Annotated in this window: 15 protein-coding genes; 5 read left to right on the top strand and 10 right to left on the bottom strand. The window is 64.2% G+C overall.

Going from position 1 to position 16,364, the window contains the following annotated elements; translation table 11 throughout:
* Positions 1-2: 2 nt before the first annotated feature.
* The 6 genes from DC522_RS11510 to DC522_RS11480 form a co-directional block, all read right to left on the bottom strand.
* Positions 3-1,214, bottom strand: coding sequence for a peptide ABC transporter permease (locus DC522_RS11510; protein WP_116528854.1), 1,212 nt, complete (start codon positions 1,212-1,214; stop codon positions 3-5).
* Between the two features lie 264 nt (positions 1,215-1,478).
* Entirely contained in the window at positions 1,479-2,369 is an 891-nt protein-coding gene (gene mmsB, locus DC522_RS11500; RefSeq protein ID WP_116528852.1) for a 3-hydroxyisobutyrate dehydrogenase, read from the bottom strand.
* Complete coding sequence (locus tag DC522_RS11495; protein ID WP_116528851.1) at positions 2,366-2,800, bottom strand: DUF4267 domain-containing protein; 435 nt, start codon at positions 2,798-2,800, stop codon at positions 2,366-2,368. Before DC522_RS11495 ends, mmsB begins: the two co-directional genes overlap by 4 nt.
* Positions 2,797-3,174, bottom strand: coding sequence for a DUF5367 family protein (locus DC522_RS11490; protein WP_116528850.1), 378 nt, complete (start codon positions 3,172-3,174; stop codon positions 2,797-2,799). Before DC522_RS11490 ends, DC522_RS11495 begins: the two co-directional genes overlap by 4 nt.
* A 148-nt stretch (positions 3,175-3,322) precedes the next feature.
* Positions 3,323-4,474, bottom strand: coding sequence for an isobutyryl-CoA dehydrogenase (locus tag DC522_RS11485; RefSeq protein WP_116528849.1), 1,152 nt, complete (start codon positions 4,472-4,474; stop codon positions 3,323-3,325).
* 148 nt (positions 4,475-4,622) lie between these two features.
* Positions 4,623-6,119, bottom strand: coding sequence for a CoA-acylating methylmalonate-semialdehyde dehydrogenase (locus DC522_RS11480; protein ID WP_116528848.1), 1,497 nt, complete (start codon positions 6,117-6,119; stop codon positions 4,623-4,625).
* 114 nt (positions 6,120-6,233) lie between these two features.
* On the opposite strand from DC522_RS11480, the gene DC522_RS11475 reads away from it, so the two are divergent.
* The 3 genes from DC522_RS11475 (at position 6,234) to DC522_RS11465 (ending at position 9,013) form a co-directional block, all read left to right on the top strand.
* Complete coding sequence (locus DC522_RS11475; RefSeq protein WP_116528847.1) at positions 6,234-7,124, top strand: LysR family transcriptional regulator; 891 nt, start codon at positions 6,234-6,236, stop codon at positions 7,122-7,124.
* Positions 7,125-7,478: 354 nt separating this feature from the next.
* Entirely contained in the window at positions 7,479-8,450 is a 972-nt protein-coding gene (tal, locus tag DC522_RS11470) for a transaldolase (RefSeq protein ID WP_116528846.1), read from the top strand.
* Between the two features lie 5 nt (positions 8,451-8,455).
* Positions 8,456-9,013, top strand: coding sequence for a cysteine hydrolase family protein (locus DC522_RS11465; RefSeq protein WP_116528845.1), 558 nt, complete (start codon positions 8,456-8,458; stop codon positions 9,011-9,013).
* A gap of 64 nt (positions 9,014-9,077) precedes the next feature.
* Here the strand turns inward: DC522_RS11465 and DC522_RS11460 are convergent, their stop codons facing one another.
* The 3 genes from DC522_RS11460 to DC522_RS11450 form a co-directional block, all read right to left on the bottom strand.
* Positions 9,078-10,757: a thiamine pyrophosphate-binding protein gene (locus DC522_RS11460; protein ID WP_116528844.1), complete on the bottom strand. Its 1,680-nt coding sequence runs from the start codon at positions 10,755-10,757 to the stop codon at positions 9,078-9,080.
* A gap of 78 nt (positions 10,758-10,835) precedes the next feature.
* Positions 10,836-12,383: an aldehyde dehydrogenase family protein gene (locus DC522_RS11455; RefSeq protein WP_116528843.1), complete on the bottom strand. Its 1,548-nt coding sequence runs from the start codon at positions 12,381-12,383 to the stop codon at positions 10,836-10,838.
* A 211-nt stretch (positions 12,384-12,594) separates the two neighbouring features.
* Positions 12,595-13,728: a saccharopine dehydrogenase family protein gene (locus tag DC522_RS11450; RefSeq protein ID WP_116528842.1), complete on the bottom strand. Its 1,134-nt coding sequence runs from the start codon at positions 13,726-13,728 to the stop codon at positions 12,595-12,597.
* A 121-nt stretch (positions 13,729-13,849) separates the two neighbouring features.
* On the opposite strand from DC522_RS11450, the gene DC522_RS11445 reads away from it, so the two are divergent.
* Together DC522_RS11445 and DC522_RS11440 are read left to right on the top strand one after the other, a co-directional pair.
* Entirely contained in the window at positions 13,850-14,278 is a 429-nt protein-coding gene (locus DC522_RS11445) for an Lrp/AsnC family transcriptional regulator (RefSeq protein WP_116528841.1), read from the top strand.
* Complete coding sequence (locus tag DC522_RS11440; RefSeq protein WP_116528840.1) at positions 14,275-15,483, top strand: FAD-binding oxidoreductase; 1,209 nt, start codon at positions 14,275-14,277, stop codon at positions 15,481-15,483. Before DC522_RS11445 ends, DC522_RS11440 begins: the two co-directional genes overlap by 4 nt.
* Before the next feature lie 55 nt (positions 15,484-15,538).
* Here the strand turns inward: DC522_RS11440 and DC522_RS11435 are convergent, their stop codons facing one another.
* Positions 15,539-16,255 carry a hypothetical protein gene (locus DC522_RS11435; RefSeq protein WP_116528839.1) on the bottom strand — a complete coding sequence of 239 codons (717 nt, stop codon included), beginning with the start codon at positions 16,253-16,255 and terminating at the stop codon, positions 15,539-15,541.
* Between the last annotated feature and the right edge of the window lie 109 nt (positions 16,256-16,364).

The following is a 16,364-nucleotide window of genomic DNA, read 5'->3' as shown; positions in this document are numbered from 1 at the left end:
TCTCAGCGCAGGCGGCGCAAGATGGCTTTCGGCCGCTTCGTGCGGAACTGTCCGCGCTCGACCGCCACGAAAACCAGGACCAGCACGACGAGCGCCGTGAACCACCAGACCTGGGCGGTGCCGATGCCGCAGGCGCCGAAGGCGAAGGCCGACGCAAAGGACGCCATGATTCCCGGGCCGAGGATGGGGCGGTCTCCGCCTGCATTGGAAGCGGCCTGAGAGAGCAGGATGGCGCCGGAGACGGCCCCTACGACGCCAAGCTCGTACCAGATATCGAACAACAGGCTGAAGGGAGCTGTAGGAGGCACGAGGCCGAACAGGCGTCCGCGCCAGGCGGTCTCCAGGCCATGGCCGGTCAGAAGGCGCAAGGGTTCCTTGAGGATGAGCGCCTGCCATGCATCGAGACTCGCCACGGCGTGGGAGGTGGATCCGAGGATACCCTCGGCAACAGGCTTCAGAAGAAAGGGCAGGGCCGGAGCGGCAATCAGGAGGCCCGCCATGAGGAGGCTGATCAGGCGGGTGCCGGTTCTCGGGCTCATCGCTGTCAGGGCAAAGGCGACGACACCTGCGGCAAGGCCGATGAGCGGCAGCTCATCCGCTGTGAGGAAGGCGCTCACCGCCACCGCCAAGGCGAGAGTCACGGCCTCAAGATTGCGTCCGCGGGAATGGAGCCAGGTCACGGCGGGCCAGAGCAACAGGACGAGCACGACGATGCCGCGCTCGACGCCAGTCCCGTCGGGGTCGAGATTCCCGCCTTCCCGGAAGAGCATCGCGATGGCGATCAGGGCGGCAAGACCGACGCCGAGGGGCAGCAGGTAGAGATTGGCCGAGCGCATCCGTTCCGGCAGGGCCAGATATCCCGCCAGGGCCATCAGACCCATGGCGATGATATTGAGGAGCCGCTCGGAGGCCTGCGGCAAGAAAGGGGTCCAGACCAGAGAGAGGCCTGCCCAAAGCACCAGGACGAGCCCGGCGAGCCCGGCCCGCGAGGTCGCGAAGCTGACGGCTTTCTGCCAGGGGTTCTTTGCCGTGCCGTCGAGAAAGGCCGCGAGGACGATGAGGGCCACGGCCAGGGGAGCCATCACCACGAGGGCGCGACGGATGAAGAGGGCAGCCAGCGGAATGGCGAAAAGCAGAAGCGCGAAACCGAGGCGCCGCAGCAGAGCGGCGGCGTCGGCGGAAGGATTGGCCGTAGGAAGGGCGGAACGGACCATGCAGGCGGGTAACCGTCGGTTGGGCGATCTGGGATGGCTAAGCTAACGGATGTAGTGCACAAAAGCTGTAGGTGCGATGCAACACATGCCGAACCTTTGCTTTCGCACCAGCGGCATAACGTCCGGCATCGGCCTATCCAAGCTTGACATGCTATTCTCTGTCATCACCGGCCTTGCGCCGGTGATCCCGATTGCGAAAGACGCAGTGCTCTTCAGAAGCGAGATGGCCGGGACAAGCCCGGCCATGACGAGGAGGGGCTATGTTCACTCTTTCTGCCCGCGCAGGAAGTTGATGATGGCGGAAAAGTCATCGCCCTCGTGGCCCGCGCCGTTGAAGAGTGCGTAGAGCTGAGCCGCCTCTGCACCAAGCGGCGTCGAAGCGCCGGACGCGAGCGCTGCTTCCTGGGCGAGCTTCAGATCCTTCAGCATCAGAGCTGCCGCGAAGCCCGGCTTGTAGCCGTTATTGGCGGGCGAAGCCGGCACCGGACCGGGCACGGGGCAATAGGTGGTGAGCGACCAGCATTGGCCCGAGGATGTGGAAGCCACATCGAACAAAGCCTGATGCGAGAGCCCGAGCTTTTCGCCGAGCACGAATGCTTCCGCGACGCCGATCATCGAAATGCCGAGAATCATGTTGTTGCAGATCTTCGCCGCCTGGCCCGCGCCGGCCTCGCCGCAATGCACGACTCGTTTGCCCATCTTCGAGAGAATGGGTTCGGCACGATCAAAAGCCTCCTTCGTGCCGCCCGCCATGAAGGTGAGCGTCGCACCTTTCGCGCCGCCGACGCCGCCGGAAACGGGCGCGTCGAGACTCATGAGATTGCGCTCCTGCTCGCGCGCCATGACATGCGCCTTGCGGGCGCTCTCCACGTCGATGGTGGAGCAGTCGATGAGAAGCGCGCCCTCCTTGATGGAGGGCAGGATGTCGGTCCAGACCGAGAGCACATGCTTGCCCGCGGGCAGCATGGTGATCACGACCTCCGCATCGCGCACCGCATCTGCCGTTGAGCCTGCGATGCTCACGCCATCCGAGCGAGCCTGGTCGCAGGAGGTGGGGGACAGATCGAAGCCGGTGAGGGCATGGCCTGCCTTGACGAGATTGGCGGCCATGGGCCCGCCCATATTGCCGAGACCGATAAAGGCAATGTTGGTCATATGTTTCCTCCCATTTTGTCGTGTGTCGATGATTTCAAGAGCCAGATGGAACCCGCCGCCATGACGGCGGCGCTCACGCCATGCAGAAGCAGGTTGAGAAGTCCATCCGCTCCCCGCGCGGTGGCGACGATGATGAGATCGCCGATGGGGATCACGATCGTCGCGGCAAAGATCAGGCCAAGGACGCGCTGTGTCGCTGTAAAAGACAGGATCAGCAGATAGAGCCCGAAGGCGAGATCGCGCAAGCCGATGGCCGGGAGATAACCGAAGCTCTCTCCCTCTGGCGCTGAGAGACCGAAGAGGGCCGCGCCCGCTGGTGGCGCAAGGAGGAAGAGAAGTCCCAAGCCAATGAAGCCGAGGCCCAGGAGCCAGACGAGCCATGTGCTCGGAGCATTCTTCGGAAGTCCCCGTGTGCCGCCGGAGCCCTTCATGACTTTCGTGCCCTCCAGACTGCGCCCGCCAGGCCGAAGCCGTAGAACCAGAGCATGAGGGAGCCGAACACCTTGTCGAGAGAAGGATTCAAGTCAGGAAAGAACACGGCGAAGTGCGAGCCGACGGCAGCCATGATCAGCATGCCCGGAATGGCGGTGAGCGCCATGGCGCTCACCGTCTTCTGAGTGGGCACGTTCAGCAAGCGGTGGATCGACAGGCCGAGAAGCATGCCGAATGCTGCTCCCGCAACGAAGTTGATCTGGAAGGGCCTGCGCCCTTCCAGGAAGAACCAGGGTCCTGCAAGCCAAAACAGCGCGAAGATCGCTGCGGCGATGCCGAAGCCGAGGCCGAGCGATTTCGATGTCAGGATCATGGCTCCTGACCTCATCCTGAGGAGCAGACGCAGTCTGCGTCTCGAAGGAGAATCCAGATTGCACGGGAGACGCCCTCGTCCTTCGCGACGGATTGCTGACGCAATCCCCTCAGGATGAGGGCTTGAGGGCAGAGCATGTCGCTTACGGTCATCGGTTGCCGCGTCCCACCAGATCGCGCGCCACGATGAGACGCATGATCTCGTTGGTGCCTTCGAGAATCTGGTGCACGCGTAAGTCCCGCACGATCTTCTCGACTCCGTAATCGGCAAGATAGCCGTAGCCGCCATGGAGCTGGAGTGCGGCATTCGCCACCTCGAAGCCCGTGTCGGTTGCCATGCGCTTGGCCATGGCGCAGAGCTTCGTGGCATCGAGCGCCTTGGCATCGAGCGCGGAAGCCGCGCGCCACAGGAAGGTGCGTGCCGCTTCGAGTTCTGTCGCCATGTCGGCGAGCTTGAACTGCAGCGCCTGGAAATCGGCGATGCGTTTGCCGAAGGCCTTGCGGTCGTTGGTGTAGGCCAGCGCCTTGTCGAGCGCGGACTGCGCGCCGCCGAGGGAGCACGCGCCGATGTTGAGGCGCCCGCCGTCGAGGCCCGCCATGGCGATCTTGAAGCCCATGCCCTCATCGGACAGGCGGTTCGCGACCGGCACGCGCACGTCCTCGAAGATCACGGCGGCGGTGGGCTGCGCATTCCAGCCCATCTTCTTTTCCTGTGCGCCGAAGGAGACGCCGGGCATGGTCTTCTCGATCACGAGGGTCGAGATGCCGGAGGCACCTTCCTCGCCCGTGCGGACCATCGTGACATAGATGTCGGACGTGCCGGCGCCCGAGATGAACTGCTTCACGCCGTTGACGATGTAGTGATCCCCGTCACGCACGGCGCGGGTCTTCAGCGCCGCCGCATCGGAGCCCGAGCCCGGCTCGGTGAGGCAATAGCTGCCGATGGTTTCCATCGTGCAGAGAGAGGGCAGAAAACGCTGGCGCTGCTCCTCCGATCCGTAGCGGTCGATCATCCACGCGACCATGTTGTGGATGGACAGAAACGCCGAGATGGCGGGGCAGCCGGTGGCGAGCGCCTCGAAGATGAGCGCAGCATCCAACCGCGTCATGCCCGATCCGCCGACATCGTCGCGGGTGTAGATCGCCGCCATGCCGAGGGATGCAGCTTCCCGCAGAACGTCGACGGGAAAATGCTTCTTCTCGTCCCATTCGAGGGCATGGGGAGCAAGGTTGTCCGCTGCGAAGGCAAGGGCCATGTCGCGGACGGCGATTTGGTCTTCGGTCAAAGAAAACTGTGTCATGGCTCTAAATCGGCATGAGAGGGGCGCCTCGTGCACCCCGACTTTGGATCTAGAGCATCTTTCGGCGAAGTGGTCCCGGTTCGCCGCCGAAAAGATGCGTCCAAAAACACAATGGCCGGGAGCTAGGTCCCGGCCACCATGAGTGTTCTTACTTCATCGTCGGAATGGAGAATTCCGCGCCTTCCTTGATGCCGGACGGCCAGCGCGAGGTGACCGTCTTCGTCTTGGTGTAGAAGCGGATCGCGTCCGGGCCATGCTGGTTGAGATCGCCGAAGCCCGAGGCCTTCCAGCCGCCGAAGGTGTAGTAGGCGATCGGAACCGGGATCGGCACGTTGATGCCGACCATGCCCACATTCACTCGTGAAGCGAAATCACGGGCGGCGTCGCCGTCGCGGGTGTAGATCGCAACGCCGTTACCGTATTCATGCTCGGACGGCAGGCGCAGCGCCTCGTCGTAGTTCCTGGCGCGCACGACCGACAGAACGGGGCCGAAGATCTCTTCCTTGTAGATGCGCATCTCAGGCTTCACCTCGTCGAAGAGGCAGCCACCCATGTAGAAGCCGTTCTCGTAGCCTTGCATCTTGAAGTCGCGGCCATCGACCACGAGCTTCGCGCCTTCCTGCACGCCGAGATCGACGTAGGAGCGCACCTTCTCCATATGCGCCTTCGTCACGAGCGGGCCGAAATCCGCGGACGGATCCGTGGACGGGCCGACCTTCAGGGTCTCCACGCGCGGGATCAGCTTGTCCATCAGCGCGTCGGCCGTGGCCTTGCCGACGGGAACGGCCACCGACACGGCCATGCAGCGCTCGCCCGCCGAGCCGTATCCGGCGCCGATGAGCGCATCAGCCGCCTGATCGAGATCGGCGTCGGGCATGATGATCATGTGGTTCTTCGCGCCGCCGAAGCAGTGCGCGCGCTTGCCGTGAGCGGTGGCGCGGGAATAGACGTACTGCGCGATCGGCGAGGAGCCGACGAAGCCGACGGCCTTGATGTCAGGATCGTCGAGGATCGCGTCCACCACTTCCTTGTCGCCGTTGACCACGTTGAGGATGCCGGCGGGGAGGCCCGCCTCGACCATGATCTCGGCGAGGCGCATCGGCACGCCGGGATCGCGCTCGGAGGGCTTCAGGATGAAGGCGTTGCCGCAGGCAATGGCCGGAGCGAACTTCCACATCGGGATCATGGCCGGGAAGTTGAACGGCGTGATGCCGGCCACGACGCCGAGCGGCTGGCGGATCGAATAAATGTCGATGCCGGGGCCGGCGCCTTCCGTGAACTCACCTTTGAGGAGGTGCGGGATGCCGCAGGCGAATTCCACCACCTCGACGCCGCGCTGGATATCGCCCTTCGCATCGGGAATGGTCTTGCCGTGCTCGCGGGCGAGCAGCTCGGCGAGGGAATCCGTCTCCTTGGCGATGAGTTCGAGGAACTTCATCATCACGCGGGCGCGGCGCTGCGGGTTGGTGGCGGCCCAGGCGGGCTGGGCAGCCTTGGCGTTCTCGACGGCCTGGCGCAGCTCTTCCTTCGAGGCCAGCGCGACCCGGCCGATCACCTCGCCGGTCATGGGCTGGAAGAATTCCGTGGTGCGGCCCGACTTTCCGGGAACCTGCTTGCCGCCGATGAAATGTCCGACTTCGCGCATGGCGTTTCTCTCCTGAAATTTTAGATGCCCTGTTCTAGCATTGTCAAAACTGCACGACTATGGGCGAAGGTGAGGCTGCGTTGTGCAAAAATCCCAATATGCTAAACCGTTGGCATGAACGCTTTCGATTGGGACGATCTCCGCTTTTTCCTCGCCGTCGCCCGAGCGGGCCGGCTGACGGTCGCCGCCCGCCGTCTGGAGGCCGATCATACCACGGTTTCCCGCCGCATCTCGTCCCTTGAAAAGGCCCTGAAGGCCAAGCTCTTCGAGCGAAAGCCGCAAGGCTACACCCTCACCGAGCAGGGCGAGCGGTTGCTGGCGAAGGCGGAGAGCATGGAAAGCCAGGCTCTGGCGGTCGCGAGCGAAGTGGGCGGTTCCGACCTCGCTCTGTCAGGCACCGTGCGCGTCGGCGCGCCGGACGGACTTGGCACCTACTTTCTGGCGGCAGAGCTCGGCACGCTGGCCGAGCGGCATCCCGATCTCACCATTCAGCTCGTCGCCTTGCCCCGCACCTTCTCGCTGTCGAAGCGCGAGGCCGATATCGCGGTCACCGTCGAGCAGCCGACGGAAGGTCGGCTCGTCTCCCGCAAGCTCACCGATTACCGGCTGCGGATGTACGCCGCGGAAAGCTACATCGAGCGGCATGGGATTCCCGCGGTTCCGGAAGACCTGTCAGGCCGGCTGCTCGTCACCTACGTGGCGGACCTCATCTACAGCCCGGCGCTGGAATATTTCTCCGGCCTCGAGAAGTATGGCCCCCGGCGCTACGAATGCGCCAGCGTGGTAGCCCAACTCGAAGCCGTACGGGCAGGGGTCGGCATCGGCATTCTTCACGACTACGCTGCCCGGCAATATCCGGAGCTGAAGGTCGTGCTGCCGGAGATTTCCTTCACCCGCACCTATTGGATCGTGACCCATGCGGAGGTGCGCAACCTCCACCGCATTGCCGAGGTTCATGCCTTCATGCTGGACCGGGTGAGGGCGAACCGCAGCCTGTTCATGTGATGCGCCCCTACTTCCCTCCCCCTTGCGGGGAGGGACTGAGGGTGGGGGTCGGAAAGTCGAAGCGCTGCGCTGCATCCAGAGAACACGACAGCTCTACAACGTCATGGCCGGGCCTGTCCCGGCCATCCCGATGAAGGAGAGTGCTGCGCTTCACAAATCGGGATCACCGGCACAGGGCCGGTGATGACGAGGAGCGCGCTGGTTCCACCGCTCGCCCAGCTCAACCACCCCCACCCCTACCCCTCCCCGCAAGGGGGAGGGGTAGGTGCGGTGCCGGGAATGACACCGAGACGTCTTCACGCCGGGGCCTTAAACCTCTAAGTCTGGCTGAAAATGAAACCCACGGAGACCGGAATGCCCTCCAAGCTCGACCAATTGCGCGCCATGACGGTGGTCGTCGCCGATACCGGCGACCTCGACGCGGTACGCCGCCTGAAACCTCAGGACTGCACCACCAACCCGACTCTTCTGCTCAAGGCGGTCGAGATTCCTGCCTACGGGCACCTCCTTGAGGAGGCCCTGGCCTGGGGCCGCAAGCAGGGTGGCTCCCGCGAGAGCGTGGTGGCCGCCATCTGCGATCGCCTCGCTGTTGCCTTCGGCGCGGAACTTGCAGGCATCGTCCCGGGCCGCGTCTCGACGGAGGTGGATGCGGACCTCTCCTTCGACACGCAAGGAACGATCGCTACGGCGCGGGAGATGATCAAGGCTTACGAGGAGCGCGGCATCGGTCGCGAGCGGATTCTCATCAAGATCGCCTCCACCTGGGAAGGCATCCGGGCGGCGGAAGTGCTCCAGAAGGAAGGCATCGACTGCAATCTCACCCTCCTGTTCTCCATGGCCCAGGCCCAGGCCTGCGCGGAAGCGGGCGTGTTCCTCATCTCGCCCTTCGTCGGCCGCATCCTCGACTGGCACGTGAAGGCAGGCGGTGGCCCCTACACGGGCGAAACCGATCCGGGCGTGATCTCGGTGCGCAACATCTATGCTTCCTACAAGGCGCAGGGCATCAAGACCGTGGTGATGGGCGCGTCCTTCCGCAACATCGGTGAGATCGAAGCGCTCGCCGGCTGCGACCGCCTCACCATCTCGCCCGCGCTTCTCGACGAGCTGGCGAAGGCGGAAGGCGAGCTGCCCCGCAAGCTCTCGGCCGACGATGTCGAGAAGATCCCGGCCCTGCCGCGCATGGACGAGAAGACCTTCCGCTTCGCGCTCAACGAAGATGCGATGGCGACCGAAAAGCTCGCCGAGGGCATCCGCTCCTTCGTGAAGGATCTGCGCTCGCTGCGCAGCCTTGTCGCTAAGCGTCTCGACGAAGCGAAGGCTGCTTAAGCGTCATGACGAAAGCTCTTGTCATCATCGACGTGCAGAACGGCATTCTTCCCGAAAAGGGGGCGGAGCGTCCTGCCGTCAGACAGCGCTTCGACGAGGTGCGTGGCCGTATCTTCGGATTGGTCGGCGAGGCCAGGCGCCAGGGCCTTTCCGTCATCTTCGTCCAGCACAACGGAGGGCCCGGACACCGTCTGGAAACCAGCACTCCGGGATGGGAGATCTGCGACGATCTTGGGCGGACGAACGACGACATCGTCGTCAACAAGACAGCCTGCGACTCGTTTTACGAGACGGATCTGCAGGATGTTCTGTCGCGCCGTGGGATTCATCATCTCGTGGTGGGTGGGCTCATGACCCAGTACTGCGTCGACACCACCTGCCGCCGCGCCGTCAGTCTCGGCTATGACGTGACGCTCGTGGCCGACGCCCACACCACGGCCGATATGCCGTCGCTGAATGTCGAGCAGATCGTGGATCATCACAACGCGCTGCTCGATGGCTTTGACGCAGGTGCCGCCACGATCAGGGTCAGGCCTGCGAGTGAGACTTTCGCTTCGGCGTGAGCGTTATCCCTGTCATTCCGGGCTCACCTTCGGTGCCCCGGAATGACAGTTACCGGCGATGAGCTTACTTCTTGCTCTCCAGCGCCTTGTCACGGATCGCGGAGAGCGACATGGCGGGCGTGATGACCTCAGGGTCGAGCATGCAGTGCAGGATCGCAGGCTTGCTGGAGGTCAGAGCGCGCTGGAGCGCGGCAGGGAAGTCCTCCGTGCGCTCCACGCGCTCACCATAGCCACCGAAGGCCTTGGCGTAAGCTGCGAAGTCCGGGTTCTTCAGCATCGTCGCCGAGACGCGGCCCGGATATTCGCGCTCCTGGTGCATGCGGATCGTGCCGTACATGCCGTTGTCGAGCAGGATGACGAGGATCGGAAGGTCGTATTGCACGGCGGTCGCGAATTCCTGGCCGTTCATCAGGAAATCGCCGTCACCGGCGAACACCACGACGGTGCTGTCCGGCTGCACGCGCTTGGCGCCGACGGCGGCGGGCACGCCGTAGCCCATGGAGCCGGAGGTCGGCGCAAGCTGCGTTCCGTAATGCTTGAAGGGCCAGAAGCGGTGCACCCAAGTGGCGAAATTGCCCGCGCCGTTGCAGTAGATCGTGTCGGAGGGCATCACCTCGCGCAGATGCGCCATCACTTCGCCCATCTGGAGCGCGCCCGGCACGCGGATCGAGGCCGGGTCGCTCCAGTTGAGATAATCCGCATGCGCCGTCTTCGTGCTCTCAGACCAGGGAAGCGATGCCGGTGGATGCACGCCCTCCAGCGCCGCCGTGAAGGCGACGGGCGAGGCGTTGATGGCAAGATGCGGAGAATAGACGCGGCCGAGCTCGCTCGGGTCGGGATGGATGTGGACGAGCTTTTGCTGCGGAGCCGGAATGTCGAGGAGCGTATAGGCCTGGCTCGGGATCTCGGAGAGGCGTCCACCGACAAGCAGGACGAGATCGGCCTCCTTGATGCGCGCGAGCAGTTTCGGGTTCACGCCGAGGCCGAGATCGCCGATATAGGAGGCATGGTCGGCCGGAAAGAGCATCTGGCGGCGGAAGGTGCAGGCGACCGGCAGCTCGAAGCGCTCGGCAAAGCGCACGAAGCGCTGCACCGCGACTTCAGACCAGCGGCTGCCGCCGAGCAGCGCTACGGGCTTCTTCGCACCCTGCAGCAGCTTCTGCAGTTCGGCCATCTGCGCGAGCGACGGATGGGTCTCGATCACCTGATAGCGCGGCGCGTCGGCGACGCTCGCCATCTCGGTGAGCACGTCTTCCGGCAGTGCGATCACGACAGGGCCGGGACGGCCCGAAGTGGCGATATGGAACGCACGGGAGATGATCTCGGGGAAGCGCGCCGGATCGTCCACTTCCGTCGCCCATTTGGCGAGCGGGCCGAAGGCGGCGCGGTAGTCGAGTTCCTGGAAGGCTTCACGCTCGCGCATGCCGCGCTCGATCTGGCCGACGAAGAGGATCATCGGTGTCGAGTCTTGCTTGGCGATGTGAATGCCGGGCGAAGCATTCGTCGCGCCGGGGCCACGGGTGACGAAGCAGATGCCGGGACGGCCCGTGAGCTTGCCATAGGCCTCGGCCATCATCGCGGCGCCACCTTCCTGGCGGCAGACGGTGACGTTGATGTTGGCATCATGCAGCGCGTCGAGGGCAGCGAGATAACTCTCGCCCGGAACGCAGAAGATGTGATCGACTCCGTGCAGAGTAAGCTGATCGACAAGAATCTGGCCGCCGGTGCGGGAGGTCGCTGTCATGGAAGGCTCGCGATGTAAAAGAGGAGGACGAGAAAAAACGGAGGGCATCGCCGCCCTCCGCAATGTTTTCGAAAACGATCAGGCGCCCACGTCGAACTTCACGCCCTGGGCGAGCGGAAGCGTGTTGCCGTAGTTGATCGTGTTGGTGGCACGGCGCATATACGCCTTCCAGGAATCGGAGCCCGACTCGCGGCCGCCGCCCGTTTCCTTCTCGCCGCCGAACGCGCCGCCGATCTCGGCACCCGAGGGGCCGATGTTCACGTTGGCGATGCCGCAATCCGAGCCGGATGCAGACACGAAGGCCTCGGCCTCACGCAGGTTGAGCGTGAAGATCGACGAGGAGAGGCCGGCGCCAACCGCGTTGTGCAGCTCGATCACCTCGTCGAAATCCGTGTAGCGCATCACGTAGAGGATCGGAGCGAAGGTCTCGCGCAGAACGGGACCGGTCTGCTCCGGCATCTCGACGAGAGCGGGACGAACGTAGAAGCCATGACCCGCCACATCCGTGTAGCGTCCGCCGCCATGCACCTTGCCGCCGGCGTTGCGAACCTCGTCGAGCGCGCGCTCCATGCCCTCGAAGGCCGCCTTGTCGATCAGCGGGCCGACGAGCGTGCCCTGCTCACGCGGATCGCCGATCTTCACGCTGCCATAGACCTTCACGAGGCGCGGAACGAGCTGGTCGTACACGCTGTCATGCACGAAGAGGCGGCGCAGCGTGGTGCAACGCTGACCGGCCGTGCCCATCGCAGCGAAAGCGATGCCACGAAGCGCGAGGTCGAGATCGGCGGAGGGAGCGACGATCGCCGCGTTGTTGCCGCCGAGTTCGAGGATCGCACGAGCAAAGCGCTGAGCGAGCTTCGGACCGACTTGACGGCCCATGGCGGTGGAGCCGGTGGCGGAGAGAACCGGCACGCGATGGTCCTCGACGAGGATCTCGCCGATCTCGCGGCCGCCGAGGAGAACTTCGCAGAGGCCCTCCGGCACGCCGCCGTAGCGCTTCGCGGCACGCTCGACGATGGCCTGCGTGGCCAAAGCCGTCAGCAGGGTCTTCTCGGAGGGCTTCCACACCACGCTGTCACCGCACACGAGGGCGAGCGCCGCATTCCACGACCAAACGGCCACGGGGAAGTTGAAGGCGGAGATGACGCCGCACACGCCCAGCGGATGCCAGGTTTCCATCATGCGGTGGTCGGCACGCTCGGTCGCGATGGTGAGGCCGTAGAGCTGGCGGGAGAGACCGACCGCGAAGTCGCAGATGTCGATCATCTCCTGAACCTCGCCGAGGCCCTCGGAGACGATCTTGCCGGCTTCCAGCGTCACGAGACGGCCGAGATCGTCCTTGGCGGCACGCAGCTCCTCGCCGAGCAGGCGGATGAACTCGCCGCGCTTCGGAGCGGGAATCGTGCGCCAGGCCTTGAAGGCGGCATCAGCCCGGCCGATCGCGGCCCTGGCCTCCTCCGGCGTGGTCTCGCGGACATGGGCGATCACCTCACCCGTGATCGGGGAAAGGGCGGGACGGCCCGTGGGGGCGAAAGCGCTGTCCGGCACGCCGAGACGGGCGAGAATGGCGCGGGCTTCCTCGGCCACGCTGGCGGACGAGGTCGAAACGGATTGCAGGGCGGACATTGTCATTCTCCCATGGAAACGGGGTTCGGGCTCTATTCCAGGCCCACCACCTTCGCTTGTCTTTAAACAGAAACGACGGCGGCCTTCAGGCCACCGTCTTAAAGCATGATCAGGAAATGTGGGAACTGCTTTTCCCGAATAGGATCATGCGATTTCGGAAAGAAGCCGGACAGGCTCCCGCCTGTGGATGGTGGGAACCTGTTCCAAATCGTCATGCAACCGCGTCGAGGCGGATGTTCTTCACGGCCGGTTCGCCGGCCTCGTCCAGACGCACGCCCGCATAGACGCGGCCGAAGCGGTTGGCCAGGAAGGGGTCGAGGTCGATCTCTTCCTGGCGCACGAAACCCTGTTTCGGCAGCTTGCCTTCGACCAGCAGGTCGAGCATGGCGCAGATGCCGGCGGCAGTGGTCACCTGGATCGCGGTGCGCTGCACGCTCGCGACCTTCTGGCCGTAGATGCTGCGGGCATAGGTTTCCTGCACATAGCGGCCGCCGCGCTCGCCGGTCACGGTCACGAAGACGATGACCATGTCCTGCATGGTGGCGGGAACGGCGTTCTCAAGGATGTCCTTCAGGACCTCGCGGCGGTTGCGCAGCTGCAGGTCGTTGAGGAGGACGCGCATCAGGGCGCAGTGGCCCGGATAGCGGATGGTCTTGTAGTTGAGGTTGCGCACCTTGCCCTCGAGCGTCTCGCACAGGGTGCCGAGACCGCCCGAGGTGTTGAAGGCCTCATAGCGGGTGCCGTCGAGGGAGAACTCTTCCAGCTCTTCCATGGCCGGCACTTCGCGCAAGCGGCCGTCGACCACCGCCTCGCAGCGCTCGATGTATTCGTTGATGACGCCGTCCGTGCTCCAGGTGAGGTTGTAGGACAGAGCGTTCGACGGGTATTGCGGCAGCGCGCCGACGCGCAGGCGCACCGTGTCGAGCTTGTCGAAGCGGCTGGCGATGTCATGCGCCACGATGGAGATGAAGCCGGGAGCAAGGCCGCATTGCGGGATGAAGGCGGTGGTGGCGCCTTCCGACAGCTCCTTCACCATGCGGGTGGTGGCGACGTCTTCCGTGAGGTCGAAATAGTTCACGTCGGCAAGGCGCGCGGCCTGGGCCACATGGCCGGTCAGGTGATAGGGCGCGGCGCTGAGCACGGCGTAATGGCCCTTCAGGGCGTTCTGCAGGGCCACCGCGTCGTTGAAGTCGAGCTGGATCGTCTTGATGCCGTCTTTACCAGCCGCCGCAAGGGCAGCTTCGGAGGCGTCAGCCACCGTGACGTCGTAGTCGCCGGTTTCATTGAGCATGTCGACGATGGTGGAGCCGATCTTGCCGGCGCCGATGACGAGAATGGATTTCATGGTATCAGAACCTCCCTGTGAGCGAAGGGGAGAAAAAGGCAAAACCCTGCAAAGCGCCATAGACAAGCTGACGGAAAGCCGAGTAGTTTTCGGCATATTGCCGAAAACACTGGTCAAAGTGATGATCGACGCCACGGATCGTGCCCTGATCGCCCTCTTGAGAGAGAATGCCCGCATCGGCCATGCGGAAGCCGCCCGCCGCCTCAAACTCTCCCGCACCACCGTGCAGGCGCGGGTGGAGAGCCTGGAGCGGCGCGGGGTGATCGTCGGCTATACATTGAGACTCGCGGAAGAGATCAGTCGGCGCATGGTGCGCGCGCATGTGACGATCGTCGTCGCACCGAAAGCGTCCGCTGCCGTTGCCACGGCGCTGCAGCGTATGCCAGAGTTGCGCGCGCTTCATTCCGTTGCCGGTGTCTTCGATCTTCTGGCAGTGGTAGAGGCAGAAGACGTTCCCACCCTCGATGCCGCCATCGACAAGATCGGCGCATTGGAAGGCGTGGAGCGCACGCAATCCTCCATCATTCTCTCGACGAAATTCGAACGATGACCACTTCTGCCTCAAGCATTGCCGATGTCGTGATTGTGGGCGGCGCCGTCATGGGCTCCTCCACCGCTTACCATCTTCTGGCCGATTCCGGTTTCAAGGGGCGCGTCGTCGTCATCGAGAAGGATCCGACCTATCAGCTGTCGGCTTCCGCCTTGTCGGCGGCTTCGATCCGCCAGCAATATTCGAGCGCGGTGAACATCCGCATCTCCCTTTACGGAATCCACTTCCTGCGCAACATCGCCGATTACCTCACCGTCGACGGAGACAGGCCGGAGATCGGCCTGAAGGAAGGCGGCTATCTCTATTGTGCGTCCGAAGCGGGCGAGCAGATCCTCCGCGAGAACCAGGCTCTGCAGGCTGCGGAAGGCGCGGACATCCTCTTCCTGAAGCCGGACGAGTTGAAGCAGCGTTTCCCCTGGCTCAACGTGGAGGATCTCGCGGCCGGCACCTGGGGCCGCTCGGGCGAAGGCTGGTTCGACGGCTGGGGACTCCTGCAGGCCTTCCGCAAGAAGGCTCGTTCGCTCGGTGCCGAATATGTGAAGGGCGAGGTCGCCGAGGTGGAGCGCGACGGCAACCGCGTCGTCGCCGTGCGCCTTAAGGACGGCACGCGCATCGCCTGCGGCACGCTCATCAACTGCGCAGGCTCAGGTGGTGCTGCGCTCGCGGCGATGGCCGGCATCACGATTCCGGTGCAGGCGAAGCGCCGCTATGTGTTCACCTTCTCCTGCAAGGAGCCGGTGGAGAACCTACCGCTGCTCATCGACACCTCCGGCGCTTATGTGCGCCCGGAAGGCGAGGGCCACTTCATCTGCGGCGCATCGCCGGAAGCGGATGTGGATCCCGATTGGTTCGACGAGGATCCCGCAAGCCAGGAGATCGACTTCTCCTTCTTCGAGGAATTCATCTGGCCCGCGCTCGCGCACCGCATTCCGGCCTTTGAAACCATCAAGCCGGGTCGCGCCTGGTCCGGTCCCTATGACATGAGCCTGCTCGATCACAACGCCATCATCGGCAGGACGAACGAGATCGAAAACTTCTATCTCTGCAACGGCTTTTCGGGGCATGGCCTGCAGCAGGCGGCCGCCGTCGGCCGCGGCCTCTCCGAACTGATCGTTCACGGCGGCTACCGCACGCTCGATCTTTCCGAGCTCGGCTACGAGCGCGTTCTGGCGAACCGTCCGCTGCTCGAGCGCAACGTGATCTAGAGCATCGGACCCGAAAGTGGAATGCACTTTTGGGATTCAATCCGATGCTCCCTTTTTAAACAGCGCCCTCGTCGAAGGTGCGATAGGCCCAGATCCGGCCGCCGCGGTTCATGTGCCGCTGCATCAGGCCGGGCTGGTCCGGGGAAGGCTGGGAGGCGACGGCGAGTTCGTTCACGCCCTCCCGGTCCGCCCGCTCGTCGCTGCGGCGCGCGCCCGTTCCCGTCGTGGTCTGCGCGCCTGCATTCGGCCGGCCGGTTTCGCCCGTGCGCAGATCGGCACTACCGAGATCGTCCGTGCCCTCCGCCATCAGGCCCATGCCGGGAAGCGAGCCGGTACTGGTCTGACCGGCTTGAGCGCCGCCGGTGATGCCCGCAGCCAGAGGCGCGCCCGGGCCGGCGCCACGCTCTTCTCCAGCCTTCAGCCATTCCCGGCTGCTGCTGTCGAGATCTACGGGGTCGAACATCTCCAGCACCCGCGCAGCTTCTTCCATGTCATTTCGGTCGACCCGGGCGGCGATCATCGTGCAGCCGTTGTGCAAACCTTTCTCGAACAGACGCAGGTCGTCTTCCGGCAGGTTCAGGCCGCGAAGGGCTTCTAAGGAGTCGTCGCGGGCAGACAGGGTGCGAAAGCCCGAGATCGAGGAAATCTCGCGGGCGTCCTCGGTGCCCACCGCTACGATCCGGTGTTGGGCGATTCCCATTTCCAGGAGCGCCTGAAGCGCCTGACGGGCTTGAGCGGGGTCCCTGAAGAGGGCTGTGATCATCTGGGGCATGTGCTTTCCACCTATGGATAGTCCCTCAACGAAGAGCGCTTCCGGCCTGTTCCCATCCCCAGTTGTTAAGTCTTTTCAATGAAAAGGGCTTCCATTTTGAAGCCGGCTA

It is taken from the genome of Microvirga sp. KLBC 81 (assembly GCF_003075415.1).
Lineage (GTDB): Bacteria > Pseudomonadota > Alphaproteobacteria > Rhizobiales > Beijerinckiaceae > Microvirga.
This window is presented reverse-complemented; position numbering and strand designations above follow the sequence as displayed.